We start from the raw sequence: 13,865 nt of genomic DNA on the forward strand, positions 1-13,865 counted from the left end.
GGAGTGTAGCGATGACCGACCGAACTGCCCGCCGCAATTTCCTCAAGACTGCTTCGGGCCTGCTCATGGCGCCGTCATTCGGGCTTATCGCCAGCGAGGCGCGCGCGGCTGCGGCGTGTCCGAGCGTGGTGGTCGGAACGTGGGGCGGCGACTATCAGAACCTGCTCGAGTCGAACATCGGCGTGCCGATCATCAAGCCCGAAGGCGGCGAGGTAGTCTATGCCACCGGCGACCAGGTCTCGCGGATGACGAAAATGCGCGCGGAAAAGGGCTCGCGGCGCGGCTCGATGGACGTGAGCTGTCTCGCCGACATCGACATGTACGACATGAACCGCGCCGGCCTGCTTCTGCCGGTTGACGCCGCCCAGGTGCCCAACGTGGCGAACACGTTCGAGTCGTTTCGAAAGCCCTATTCGATCCCGCACATCTACAGTGCGATGGTGATCGTCTATAACCCCGCGAAGTTCAGCAGTGCGCCCGATTCGTTCAACGTCGCGCTCGATCCTCGCTACAAGGGGCGCGTCGGGCTGTCGGACATTCTCTACAACTTCAACGCCATGACGGGGGCGCTCGCCTCCGGCGACCAGACGGGGTCGCTCACGGCGGGTATCAAATTCCTGCGCGAGCTCAAGAAGAATCAACCGAAGGTGTATCCGTCGAACGAGACGGTCGCCGCCGCGCTGAAGACAGGCGACGTGTGGATGACCTGCATGTGGAAGGCACGCGCTATCCAGTGGAAGAAGGCGGGCGTGCCGATCGACTTCGTTTTTCCTCGGGAAGGCGCCGTACCCGCGGTTTTCGAAGCGGCCGTGCCCAAGAGCAGCCGCTCGCCGGCATGTGGTTTCAACTACCTGAACGCGATGCTCGATCCGCGTGCGCAGCTCGGCTTTGCTGAAACGATGGGATACGCGCCGACCGTGAAGAGTGCATCGCTGCCGCCCGACCTGCAGAAGATGGTCGGATTCTCCGAGGCGCAGATCGCAAAGCTGCTGCGGATTGATTATGCGAAGACTGCCGAGCAGAAGCCGGGGCTACTCGACTACTGGAATCAGGACTTCAAGGTCGGCCTGTAGGAGCACGCGATGAACGGCACGCTGGTCGACGATGCGGGACGTGCGGCAGGACGGGAAGGGCGAGGACTTGGGGCGCTACTGGCGTCGCCTGCGTCCCTGGTGGTCTTGCTCGTCATCGTGGTCCCGGCGCTGCAACTGTTCCGCTACAGCCTGAATCACTTCGACGTGCAGGCGCTGATGCAGGCGGCGTGGACACCTGAGAACTACATCAGGTTCTTCACCGACTCCTATTACGTCGACGTGCTCGGCACGACACTCAAGATCGCCGCGCTTTGCACGCTGTTGTCCCTGCTCTTCGGCTTTCCGGTTGCCTATTCACTGGCGAAAAGCCGCAGCCGTTTCAAGAGCCTGCTGATCATCCTGCTGGTGTTTCCTCTGATGGTCGGCAACGTCGTTCGCGCTGCAGGGTGGATGGTGATCCTCGGCAACGCCGGCTTCGCCAATGCGCTGCTGATGCATCTCGGGATTGTCACGCAGCCGGTCCGGTTGCTCTATACGCCGCTTGCCGTGGTGCTCGGCACCACGGGCGTAGTGTTGCCGTACATGATCCTCACGCTGCAGAGCGTACTCGAAGGTATCGATCTGTCGGTGGAAGAGGCGGCACGCAATCTCGGCGCGAGCTTCTCGCAGACCTTCATGGCCGTGGTGTTGCCGATGTCGCTGCCAGGTGTTGCCGCAGGCTCGATGCTGGTGTTCATCCTGTGCATGAATGCATACGCGACGCCGGTTCTGCTGGGAGGCACCGGGCTCACGATGATGACGCCGGCGATCTACGACCAGATCGGTAAGGCATCCAACTGGCCGTTCGGCGCCGCCCTTGCACTCATATTGATGGTGGTGACCCTCGTTTGCGCCATCGTATCGAACTGGATTATCCACCGCCGCTACGCGAAGACGATGCTCGCGTGAGGGCGAATCCCCCCTGCGCCGGATCGGCGGCGCTTATTTTTATCGAGGATTGCGAGCAATGCCCCTATTGACCAGCAAGACACACGCCCACCGGCTGCAGGCGATGCGCGACCTGATGAAGCAGGCGCAAGTCGATGCACTGGTTCTGACGAGTGCGGACTTCTTTCAGTGGGCGACCAACTTCCATGTCGACGTTTTGACGTGGGAGCGTCCGATCATGATGTGCGTACCCGCTTCGGGCGAGCCGTTTGCGGTGATGAACGAGCTGTCCACGCATCATATGCGGCTATCGCAGGAGCGCGGCTCGGTCTGGCTCGACGATATTGCGTTCTATGCCGAGCATCCGAAGACGACCGGGCGTCAGTATCTCGTCTCGCAATTGCCCGAGCTGATCGCCGACCGCCTGCGTCAAGCGGGGCTTGGCCGTGCGCGCCTCGGCATCGATGCTTCGGGCGGCCCCTTCACGCGCGCCGCGGCGCTGTTGCCCGAGGCCAGGTTCGTTCCGCTCACCGCCGAACTGCGCGCGCTTCGCTGGGTCAAGACCGACGAGGAACTGGAGATCATGCGCGCGGCAGCCGGCCTGTCCGACTGGGTGCAGGAGCGCTACCGTGAAAACATTCGCGCCGGCCGGCTGGTCCAGGAACTCGACTGTCAGATGGCCTCGCTCATGGTCGAAGAGGGCGCGCGACGCTTTCCCGGCGAGAACCTCGAAGTGCTGCGCTGCTGGACACTCTCGGGTCCGGCATCCGCCTCACCGCACGGCGATGGCGCCTCGTGCGGGGCGCGCATCAGCGAAGGCGACGTGCTCGTCAATATCGTGATCCCACGCCTGAACGGCATCGTGATCGAAAACGAGCGCACGTGGTTCTGCGGCAAGCCTAGCGCCGAGCAGGCGAAATACTACGAAGTCGCGCGTGCGGCCAACCAGGCGGCGCTCGCGGCCGCGGTGCCGGGCGAACCGGTGTCCGGCATCGACGCGGCCGCGCAGAGCGTGATCGAAAAGGCCGGCTGTGCGGACTTCATCCGGCATCGAACCGGGCACGGCATGGGCATCATCGGCCACGAGTATCCCGAAGACATGGCGTTCAATCATCGGCCGCTCGTCGCCAATGAGGTGTACTCGGCGGAACCGGGCATCTACGTTTACGGACTCGGCGGCTTCCGGCTCGACGACTCGGTGGTGGTCGGCGCGCCGCCCGAAGTGATGACGCGCACACCCAAGACGCTCGAGTACGCAACCGTCGGCTAAACCCGCAGTGGGGCGGCCGCGTGCGCCATAGGGGCGGCACGCGGCCGCCGCTTCGATCGAATAACTGAAGGAGATTCACATGGAAGCCGTGCTGTTCAGAAACGGTGCGCTGCTCGATCCGCTGCGCACGGAGTTGCTCGAAGGCCACGACGTGCTGGTCGAGGACGGTCTGGTGCGTGAAGTGTCGGACCGGCCGATCAAGAGCAGCGCGCGTGTCATCGACCTCAAGGGCAAGACCATCATGCCCGGCCTCATCGACCTGCACGTGCACGTGGTGGCCACCGAACTCAATCTGGCGCGGCAGATGCATCTGCCCAACGTGCTGGTGACCCTGCGCTCGGTGCCGATCATGCGCGGCATGCTGCGCCGCGGCTTCACGACGGTACGCGATGCGGGCGGCGCGGGCTACGCGCATAAGCGCGCGATCGAGGAGGGCCTGGCCGAAGGCCCGCGCCTGTTCGTGTCCGGCCGCGCGTTGAGCCAGACCGGCGGTCACGGCGACATGCGCGAGCGCACGGATTACCTGCAAACGGATGCGCCGTGTGGATGCTGCGTGCGCGTGGGCGCGCTTGCGCGCGTCGCGGACGGCGTCGATGCGGTGCGCCGCGCCGCGCGCGAGGAACTGCAGATGGGCGCCGACCAGATCAAGATCATGGCGTCCGGCGGTGTCGCTTCGCCGACCGACCCGGTGGGCGCGTTCGGCTATTCGGAGGATGAAGTGCGTGCCATCGTCGCCGAGGCGCGCAGCCGTCACACCTATGTGCTGGCGCATGCGTATACGCCCGAGGCGATTCAGCGCGTGGTGCGCTGGGGCGTGCGCACCATCGAGCACGGCAACCTCGCCGACAGTGAAACGGCGCGCGTGATGGCCGAACATCACGCCTATGTGGTGCCGACGCTGGTCACCTACGACGCGCTCTCGAACGAGGGCGCAAGGTTGGGCTTGCCGCCCGAAAGCGTCGCCAAGATCGCGGACGTGCACGAGGCAGGTCTGCGCTCGCTCGAAATTTTCAAGCGCGCCGGCGTCAAGATGGGCTTCGGCTCCGATCTGCTGGGCGAGTCGCAGCGGCTGCAGAGCGACGAATTCCGGATTCGCGCCGAGGTGCTGTCGCCTGGCGAGATCATCGCCAGCGCCACGGTGGTGGGCGCCGAGGTGCTCGGCATGGAGAACCGGCTCGGGCGCCTCGTTCCCGGCGCGTTCGCCGACGTGCTGGTGGTGGACGGCAATCCGCTCAAATCGGTCGACTGCCTGCTCGGCCAGGGTGAGCGCATTCCGCTCGTGATGAAGGGCGGCAGGATTCACTTCGACGAACTGGCGCGCGCATGACCGAGCGGGCCGACGCCGAGCCGAAGATGGATTTCCGCCATATCGATGCCTTTCGGGCGGTGATGCTCGCACGCACGTCGACTAAAGCCGCGCAGCTGATCAACCTGTCCCAGTCCGCGATCAGCCGGTTGATCGCGGATCTGGAACGCTCGACCCAGCTCACGCTCTTTAACCGCGAACGCGGCCGGCTTGAGCCGACCGCCGAAGCCTATTCGCTTTTCGCCGAAGTCGAGCGGCGCTACGCGGGGCTCGACAACATCCGCGAGTTCGCGCTGTCGCTGCGCAGCCCCGAGATGGCGACAATCCGCGTGGGCAGTGTGCTGTCTTTCGGCCTCGGATATTTTGCGCGGGCCATCGCGCGTTTTCGAGAGGTGTATCCGACTGTCAGGATCGGCCTGACGACGGGCTCATCGCAACTGATTCGCGATCAGGTCGTGGCGCGTACGCTCGCGCTGGGGTTGGTGACCGATACCATCGATTTCGCCGAAACCGATGCGGTCTCGTTCTCGAAGCTCGATGCGGTCTGCGCCGTGCCGGCGCATCACCCGCTCGCGAGCCGGCCGGTCATCACGCTCGACGATCTGCGCGCGTGGCCGGTCATTTCCTATGAGCCGTCGGACATGGTTCGGTGGGGCATGGACTGGATTTTCGATCCGGGCAACCTGGGACCGCAGGTTGCAGCCATCGTGCGTTATTCAGTCAACGTTTGCGCGCTGGTCAGGGAGAATGTCGGCGTCGGACTGGTCCACCCGGTGGCCGCCTACGATTTTCTCGACAGCGGCCTGGTGTTCCGTCGCTTCGAGCCGGCGATGACCTTTCACACCTTACGCCTCAAACCACGCAGTCCCGCCGCTTCGACGCATGTGGAAGACCTGATCGCGGTACTGGACGAGACGCTCACGCACATAGTCAGTGAAGTCGAGGCGCGGCTGTAACGGCGGGCGGTAGAAGTAGCGGATCGCGAGCGCGGCCGCCGGACTTCTTGTGCTGGACACCTAATCGTTTATACCGATGTAGGACTGCTGACGCGAATGCTATTGTTGTCTGCGCACCCTTAATTGAGGCAGCGTATCTGTCGCATGTTGCTCCACGATCGAATAAGACTCGGAGACCAGACTATGTCCAGAATAAAAATGTGGCGGGATCTGTATCGCGTCATCCAGACCGGTACGATATTGGCGGCGCTCGGCGTCACGGTCTCGGCACATGCGGCAGGCGATCCCATCAAGATCGGGGTGATCGGCGAGGAGTCGGCTGTGGCCGGCGCGTCCATCACCAAGGCCGCGGAGCTCGCGGCGAACGAAATCAATGCACACGGCGGCGTCGACGGGAGAATGATCCAGATCATTTCCTACGACGACCATTCGTCGGCGTCCGACGGGGTGCGCGCCTTCCAGCGCGCAGCCACTCAGGACAAGGTCGTGGCGGTGATCGGCAGCTACATCAGCGAGGTGGCGCTGGCAATGGAGCCCTGGTCGGCGCGCCTCAAGATGCCGTTCATCACGCCGGGCGCGGCGAGCAACGATATCTCCAAGCATGTGCATGACGACTACGCCCATTACAAGTACACGTTCCACGGCTGGATGACCTCCGCGTTCATTGCACAGTCGATCTGCGATTTCTCGCACGACATTCTGGTCGGTCAGTTCAAGATGAAGTCGACTGTCGTGATGAGCGAGGATGCCGCCTGGACCAAGCCACTCGACGAGCGCTTCCTGGAATGCCTGCCAAAGGCCGGACTCAAGGTACTGGATCACATTCGCTTCAATCCCGATACCTCGGATTTCACACCGATCTTTAACCAGATCGAAAGCAAGCACCCTGATGTGATCACCACGGGCATCAGCCACGTGGGCGTGCAGCCTACGGTGCAGTGGCATGATCAGCAGGTGCCGATCCCGCTGACCGGCCAGAGTTCGCAGGCGACGACCACCAGCTTCTGGAAGGACACCAACGGCGCAACCGAAGGCGTCATCACTGCTTCTGCCGCGGCGCCGGGCGTGGCGATCACGCCGAAGACCGAGCCGTTCATCAACGCCTACACGAAGCAGTTCGGGGTCTCGCCGGCTTATTGCGGATTCACCAGCTACGATCTTGTCTACATCCTCGCCGATGCCATCAAGCGCAACAAGGGCTCGACAGATCCTGACCAGATGGTGGACGCGCTCGAGAAGACCGACTACGTCGGCACGATTGGCCGCTGGCAATTCTATGGCAAGAACGACGAGTTTACTCACGCGCTCAAGTACGGCCCTGGCTACATCACCGGCATCAACCTGCAATGGCAGGATGGCAAGCAGGTAGCGATCTGGCCGAAGGCACTCGCTAACGGGAAGGTCAAGTTCCCGTCCTTCATCAAGCTGCAGCAGGCATCCGCAAACTAGCATCGCAAGACAGAAAGGCGCCGCACTCCGGGATCGCTCCTGATCCCGGCCGTCTCTCATCCAGGGATTCCGGCGGTTCGCCGGGCCAAAGGGTTGGGTATGGTCTGGTTGCAAATTCTCGTCGATGGCTTTGCCATCAGTTCCCTCTACGCACTGGGTGCGATCGGCTTCACGCTGATCTTCGGCGTATCGGGTGTTCTCAATCTTGCTCACGGCGGCGTCATGCTGGTAGCCGCGCTGATGGGCTGGATGTTCGCGGGGGAGGCCGGTCTCGGTACCTATGCCGGCACCCTGTTGGGCGTTCTCTCCGGACTGATCGCGGCCTACGCCACCTACCTGATGGTGGTGCGGCCGATCCAGCGCTCTTCCGCTATCCCCCGCGAGGAGAAAGAGATTTTCGTGCTGACCGGCACGCTTCTCTGGGGCATCATGATCCAGCAGGGCATGGCCTGGCTCTTCACCGACAACCCGATAACGATGCGCCCACTGATCGCGGGCGTCGCCAACATTGCGGGCGTACGCACACCGTTCAATGAAGTGATGATCGCGGTGATCTGCTGGGCCGTCATCGGGTTGCTCTGGCTGTTCGTCAACCGCACGCGCGCCGGCAAGGCGCTGCTTGCTGCGTCGATGAATCCGCGCGGTCTGACGCTACTCGGATTCGAGCTTTCCCGCGTCTACCTCCTCGCGTGGACGATCTACGGCGTGCTCGCGGGCGTCGCGGGAGTACTGCTCGCGTCGTTCCTCGGCGTCAGCTCCAACAATACCGGACAGCTCACGGCAAGCGCTTTCTCGATCGTCGTGCTGGGTGGACTCGGGAGCGTTTCTGGCTCGCTGATGGCTGCTTATGTCGTCGGGTATCTCGAGACCATCACCGCCTATCTCATCGCGCCCACGCTGCGGCCGTTGCCCGCGCTGCTGCTGCTGGTGCTGGTCGTTTATGTCCGGCCGCAGGGATTTCTGGGGCGGCGCTAGCAGGAGACCATCGTGACGAATCTGCTTCGCTCCCGGATACTGTGGGCCGCGTTGCTGCTGGCATTAGCGGCCGCAGCGTTGCCCTTATGGGTGTCCGGCTACATCCTCGGCATCCTCACGGTTGCCTACTACTTCGGCGTCTTCTCGATGGCCTGGGACCTGCTGTTCGGCTTTGCCGGCGAGGTCAACTTCGGTCCCACTTTCCTGATCGGTCTCGGTGCCTACAGTGCCGCCATACTCGACGCCAGGTGGGGACCGCCGATCCCGGTCTGCATCATCGCCGGCGGCCTGGTCGCGCTGATCGGCGGGCTCCTGCTGGCGCTGCCGGCACTGCGTCTGCGCGGCCCCTATTTCGGTCTCGTCACACTCGTCGCAGTGTTGCTGCTGCAGAACTCGATCGTGATCTTCGCGGGCGTCACCGGCGGCGAGATCGGGATGACGGTGCCCGACGTCATGTCGATCAGCGCGGAAAACAACTACTGGTATGCGCTCGCGTTTCTCGTGGTCTGCGCGATCTTGCTGTTCGGCTTGTCGCGCTCGGCCATCGGCCTCATTCTGCAGGCGAGCGGCCAGGACATGGTTGGTGCGCAGGCGCTCGGCTTCAATGTGACCAAGCACAAACTCGCGGCCTTTTGCGTCAGTGCGGTGTTTTCGGGGGTAGCGGGCGCGATGCTGGTCTTTTACCAGGGCACCGCTTCCGTCAGCACGGTGGTTGACTTAGGCGTAGGCGTCCAGATCATTATCGCCGCCGTGCTCGGCGGCCGCCGCACCATCCTGGGCGCAGTGCTGGGCTCGGTGTTCCTGATCGTGGCAGGCGAGTTTCTGCGTCCGCTGGGTCAGATCAACACGTTCGTGGTTGCAGCCGTGGCGCTGGCGGTCATCCTGTTCGTTCCGGATGGGCTGCTGGGCAACCTGCTGCGAGTGAGAGAGCAAAAATGAGCGAAGCCCGTCTAGCGGTGCGCGGCCTGGTCAAGCGTTTCGGTGGCCTTCTCGCGGTCAACGACATCGGCTTCGATATTCAGGCCGGCGAGATTCTTGGGCTTATCGGCCCGAACGGGTCCGGCAAGTCGACCGTGATGAAACTGATCATGGGCATCGAGCGGCCCAATGCCGGCTCCGTCAAGGTCGACGGCGCGGAGATGGCGGGGTGGGCGCCGCACCGGATTGCCCGGGCGGGGGTGGGCATCGTGTTTCAGCACTCGCGTCCGCTACATCGGCAGACAGTGCTCGAGCACATCAAGTTGGCGCTCCTGCCCGACTCGCTGCTCAAGCTTGCCGCCGATCCGCATGTGAACCGCCGGGCCCGCGAAATCGCCGAGCGTGTCGAGCTTGGCGCGGTGATGCACCGCTACCCGGGCACCTTGCCTTTCGCCGATCTGCGCCGGATGGAGATGGCAAAGGCGATCGCGCGGGATCCGAAGGTGGTGCTCGTCGACGAGCCTTTTGCCGGGCTGACCGCAAACGAGTCGGAATCGTTCGCAGCGTTGATTCGTGGGTTTCGCGCCGAGGGCCGCGCTGTGCTGCTGGTGGATCACAACGTCAAGAGTATGGCGGCATTGGCGGACCGGGTGCTCGCCATGTATCTCGGCGAGCATGTTGCCGAGGGCACGGCCGAGGAGGTGATGCAGAACGAGACGGTGCGGCGGGTTTATCTTGGCGGCAAGATCGAGACCCGGGAGCGGGCGCCAGGCGAAGTGAGCAGCAGGCCCGCGATCCTGGAGGTGCAGGATGTCGGTGTGCTGTACGGCAAGGCGCGCGCGCTCGACGGCGTAAGCCTGCATGTGCGCGAGGGTGAGTTCGTTTCGGTGGTGGGCCTGAACGGTGCCGGCAAAACGACGTTGTTCAATGCCATTTCGGGGCTGTTGCCTTACGAGGGCACGATACGGTTCGGCGGACAGGATTTAAGAGGCAAGAGTGGTGCGGCGATTGCGCGCGCGGGCGTGGTGCAATGTCCTGAGAGCCGGGAGCTTTTCAGCGATATGACCGTGCGCGAAAATCTTGATCTCGGTGGGTACCATCTTTCCAACGCTGTGCGTTCGGATCAACTGGCGTGGCTTTTCGAACTGTTTCCGATTTTGAAGTCCCGCCAGGGCCAGGCGGCGCGTACGTTGTCGGGCGGTGAGCAGCAAATGCTGGCCATTGCGCGTGCGCTAATGATGCAGCCCAAGCTTTTGATCCTGGACGAACCGACCTTGGGGCTTGCGCCGGTGATACTTGAGCAACTGTCGAAAGCGATGGAGTTATTGCAACGGACGACGCCGATCACGGTTCTGCTGGGTGAACAGAACGTCACCTTCGCGTTGCCTCATGCAGACCGCGTGTATGTCCTGGAGCATGCCCGAATCGTGTGGGAGGGCGATCCGTCGCGCTTCGAGCGGGAGATGGGTCGCGGCTACCTGGAAGCGGTGGCTGCGGCGCCAATCGACAGTTCGGCAAGCTGACGCTACGCGATCAGGATGGCGCTCGGTGAATGCCTGGTGTTCACCGGATCACGTTGTGCGGGTTATCCACAGAAAATGTTCATATCCTTGTGGACAAGTCCTGGTCAAACCCGCCAAGTGGTTGAGCGCAGAGCGATTTCCTCATTGGTACGGCGAACACGCGCATTCAGGCAGACAGCGGTCTCGCGCCACTCAGTTCACCGGCGAGGCCAGCAGCGACACCGGCACGCCGTGGCAACTCACCTTGGCGACAAGGGCCGCGTCGAGGCCGGCACGCGTTTTTGCGTGAGCATCGAATGACGTCGCTTCCCGGTCGACCCGCAAGATGTTGATCGGCCACGATGCCCGGGCGAGCCGTTCGTGGGAAAAAGCACCGACCCACAGCGGGGTGGTCGACGCGCCGTTTTCCACGGCGTAACCGCTCGGCCAGAAGCGCAGCACGTCGCGTTCGTCGCGAGTGTCGCCGGGACGCATGAAGACCATCGACGAAGGCACGCCGTTGTTCAGCTTCGGCAACACCGGCAGCGACACCGCCGCGACGTTCGGCGAAGCAAGCGAGAGCAGGCTGTGCGGGGACAGGTCCGTTCCCTCTATCCAACCTTGGGCGTGCAGTTGCCCCTTGATCGAATCGAGGCTCGACACCCACTGCAGCGTGAGCGGCTCTTTCCGGTCGCCGCCCATGTCCGAGCGATAACACGGCAATCTTTTCCACAGGGACATCGTCCATTGCGATTGCGTGATTAACACGGGTGGCGGGCGGAGCGTGCTGTCCGGTGGCGGCGCCGGTGGATTGACGCCGAGCTGCACCCCGACACTCACGAGCATCACCACCAGAATCACGACCGGCATGAATCCACGTGTGGGCGGCACTTCCGGATGCCGCAACATCGCCGTCAGCGCAACGATCGCCACCCAGATGTAGGCGAGCGCCGCGCCGCCGATCGCGTCGGAGACCCAGTACCTGCCGAAGTTGAGTCCCGCCAGCGCGACCACGATCACGACGATCGTACTCACGCTCGCCACGAGCAAACCTTCCACCATGCCGACCCGGCGCGCGAGCAGGAACGCGAGGAAGCCATAGACGATCACAGTCGCGGCGACGTGATTGCTCGGAAACACGTAGGCGCCGGACATGAGTTCATTGGGCGGCGCGCGGTGCATCGCGAACTGCAAAGCGAAGATCAGCAATTGGGAAAACACGACTGCGGCGAGCCAGTAACCGACGGTGCGCCAACGTCGTTCCCACAGCATCCACAGCATGACCGTCACGATCAGCGCCGATAGCGTGACGACACTGCCGAGCGTGCCAAGCCCCGCAAGGACGGCGTCGCTCCACGGCGTGCGCACCGATTGCAGGAAGTGATAGACGGACAGATCGACGCGCGTCAGCGGATCGCCGGTGATGACGTCTTCCAGGACCCCGAAGAAGAGGGCGCCCGACACCAGCACCACCAGCGATGTCACGACGATGCTGCTCGCATCCGGCTGTTCGGGGTCCAACAGTCTCCGCGCGAAACGGCCGAACGGGCCGGGGTGACGGCAAGCCCAACTTCCCAGATAACGGCCTGCCGCGTTCGACCAGCCGCTGGCATGCGACAGCAGGAAGCCCGTAGCACGAAAGCTCAACCAGACGATGCCCGTCAGCAGCGCGATGATGACGACGAGGCGGAACGACACTGCGCCGGCCAGCAGTACCGAGGCACCGAATACGACGCCTGGCAGGATATGCGCGGGCGCCCACAGCAGCGCCGACAGGACGTTGATCGCGTAGAAGCGCAGCGGCGGCATGCCCAGCATGCCCGCCACCACCGGCACGATCGCCCGCAAGGGGCCGATGAAGCGGGCGAACACGACGCTTTTTGCGCCGTGTTTCTGAAAGAAGCGGCGTCCTGCGTCGAGAACCTGAGGGTGTTTGCGGAACGGCCGAAGCTGAACGATCCTGTCCTTGTAGCGGCTGCCGATCCAGAAGCTCATGCCGTCCCCGGCGATGGCGCCGGCGATCGCCCACAGGAATATCCAGCCAAGGCTCAGCGAGCCGGTGCCGGCCAGTGCGCCGGCGAGGAACATTGCCGTGCTGCCGGGGATGAAGGTGCCGATAACAGCGATGGCCTCCAGAAACGCCGCAAGAAAGACGACCGTGAGCGTCCATGCAGGATGACCGGCAAGCAGATGCAAAAGGTGGAGGTAGGCGTGCTCCATCGTGCGCGATCAGCCGTTCCGGCGTAACGGTTGGACATAGCGCGCGCGAAATCCGCCCGCGATGTTTTCTAGCACGAGGCGCCCGCCGGTTCGGCGGGCAATCTCCGAGACGATGGAAAGCCCCAGTCCGCTTCCCGATGAAACCGAATGGTCGAGCCGGTAGAACGGCTGCACCACATGCGTGAGTTCGTCGGGCGGAACGCCTGGGCCCGTGTCGGCCACGTCGAAGATCACCTCGTTGCCTGCTTGAATCACCGACACGTCCACCCTCCCGCCCGGAGGCGTATAGCGCACCGCGTTGTCGACCAGATTTCGCAGCACGACCGTGAGCGAGGATACATCGACTACGGCATTGATCTCGTCGCAGTGCTCGACGCCGAGGTCGATATTCCTCTCGCAGGCAAGGCCGATCGTGGCGTTGATGACCTCGGTCGCCACGGCGCGCAGCGAGACCGCGCGGGGTTGCTCCAGCGCGGCCTGTTCGGACCTTGCCAGAGAGAGCAGTTGCTCGACCAGCCGGTGGGTGCGGCGCAATCCCGACTGAAAGGCGGTCAGCCGCTCGCGGGCATCCGGCGACGCAATGGTGGCCCCCAGATTGGCGGCCTGCAACGACAGCGCCGCCAGCGGCGAGCGCAGTTCGTGCGCCGCGCTCGCGACAAACCGGCGCTGCTGACCGATCGCTTCCTTCAGCCGGTCGATCAGTGCGTTGATCGACCGGACAAACGGCAATACCTCGTGCGTAATGCCTTCTTCGGGCAGCGGTTCGAGCGACGTGTCGGTCTGACGATCCACCACGCCTGCAAGGCGCGTGAGCGGCGCCAGTTTCGTCCTGACGATCACCACGATGACGACGAACAGGCCCGGCAGCAGAAGGAGTAGGGGAACGAGCGTTCTCATTGCGCCGTCGTGAGCGATTTCGTCACGCAGTGCGGCGGGTTCGGCTACCGCGATACGCTCGCCGCCGCGCAGCGTTCGGATATTGACGCGCCAGCTCTGCGCGCTGTTTTCCAGGTCATGAAATCCGTCGGTCAGGTTGTCGGGGATCGCGAGTCCGGCGGTTTGCACGACACCCGTCGGCGTGCCGTTCAACCTGTCGATCACCACCTTGACGGCCGCATCCTGTGAGCTCTCGATCGAGGGACGGGTGCCGGTGAAGGCGAGCGCCCCGCTGTCGATCAGCGCCGCGATTTCCCGCAGTTGTCCGTCCTGCAACTCACGCGCTTCCTGATAGGCAAAGAAGAACGACAGACCACAGGCAACGACACCCACTGCCGTGATGACGCACCCAATCCACACCGACAGTTGCAA

11 protein-coding genes are annotated in these 13,865 nt (G+C 63.5%); 9 read left to right on the forward strand and 2 right to left on the reverse strand.

Annotated features, from left to right (window positions below):
- The first annotated feature begins 11 nt into the window (after positions 1–11).
- The 9 genes from ACAX43_RS31345 (at position 12) to ACAX43_RS31385 (ending at position 10,358) form a co-directional block, all read left to right on the forward strand.
- Entirely contained in the window at positions 12–1,073 is a 1,062-nt protein-coding gene (locus ACAX43_RS31345) for an extracellular solute-binding protein (protein WP_370712218.1), read from the forward strand.
- Between the two features lie 9 nt (positions 1,074–1,082).
- Entirely contained in the window at positions 1,083–1,982 is a 900-nt protein-coding gene (locus ACAX43_RS31350) for an ABC transporter permease (RefSeq protein WP_370712219.1), read from the forward strand.
- Between the two features lie 58 nt (positions 1,983–2,040).
- Complete coding sequence (locus tag ACAX43_RS31355) at positions 2,041–3,231, forward strand: M24 family metallopeptidase (RefSeq protein WP_370712220.1); 1,191 nt, start codon at positions 2,041–2,043, stop codon at positions 3,229–3,231.
- Between the two features lie 79 nt (positions 3,232–3,310).
- On the forward strand, positions 3,311–4,558 hold the full coding sequence (locus tag ACAX43_RS31360) for an amidohydrolase family protein (protein ID WP_370712221.1): 1,248 nt from the start codon (positions 3,311–3,313) through the stop codon (positions 4,556–4,558).
- A complete protein-coding gene (locus ACAX43_RS31365; protein ID WP_370712222.1) occupies positions 4,555–5,493 on the forward strand; it encodes a LysR substrate-binding domain-containing protein in 939 nt (312 codons plus the stop codon). The genes ACAX43_RS31360 and ACAX43_RS31365 overlap by 4 nt, the downstream gene beginning before the upstream one ends.
- A gap of 183 nt (positions 5,494–5,676) precedes the next feature.
- Positions 5,677–6,942, forward strand: a complete 1,266-nt coding sequence (locus ACAX43_RS31370; RefSeq protein ID WP_370712223.1) for an ABC transporter substrate-binding protein — start codon at positions 5,677–5,679, stop codon at positions 6,940–6,942.
- 99 nt (positions 6,943–7,041) lie between these two features.
- Positions 7,042–7,917 carry a branched-chain amino acid ABC transporter permease gene (locus tag ACAX43_RS31375; protein ID WP_370712224.1) on the forward strand — a complete coding sequence of 292 codons (876 nt, stop codon included), beginning with the start codon at positions 7,042–7,044 and terminating at the stop codon, positions 7,915–7,917.
- A gap of 12 nt (positions 7,918–7,929) precedes the next feature.
- A complete protein-coding gene (locus tag ACAX43_RS31380) occupies positions 7,930–8,856 on the forward strand; it encodes a branched-chain amino acid ABC transporter permease (RefSeq protein WP_370712225.1) in 927 nt (308 codons plus the stop codon).
- Entirely contained in the window at positions 8,853–10,358 is a 1,506-nt protein-coding gene (locus tag ACAX43_RS31385) for an ATP-binding cassette domain-containing protein (RefSeq protein WP_370712226.1), read from the forward strand. The genes ACAX43_RS31380 and ACAX43_RS31385 overlap by 4 nt, the downstream gene beginning before the upstream one ends.
- A gap of 192 nt (positions 10,359–10,550) precedes the next feature.
- Here ACAX43_RS31385 and ACAX43_RS31390 read toward each other — a convergent pair whose 3' ends face one another.
- Both ACAX43_RS31390 and ACAX43_RS31395 read right to left on the reverse strand, forming a co-directional pair.
- Positions 10,551–12,557 carry a VTT domain-containing protein gene (locus ACAX43_RS31390; RefSeq protein WP_370712227.1) on the reverse strand — a complete coding sequence of 669 codons (2,007 nt, stop codon included), beginning with the start codon at positions 12,555–12,557 and terminating at the stop codon, positions 10,551–10,553.
- 9 nt (positions 12,558–12,566) lie between these two features.
- Positions 12,567–13,853 (reverse strand): sensor histidine kinase, encoded by a 1,287-nt coding sequence (locus ACAX43_RS31395; protein WP_370712228.1) that lies wholly within the window; start codon positions 13,851–13,853, stop codon positions 12,567–12,569.
- Positions 13,854–13,865: the final 12 nt, after the last annotated feature.

It is taken from the genome of Paraburkholderia sp. IW21 (assembly GCF_041321145.1).
Taxonomy (GTDB): Bacteria; Pseudomonadota; Gammaproteobacteria; order Burkholderiales; family Burkholderiaceae; genus Paraburkholderia.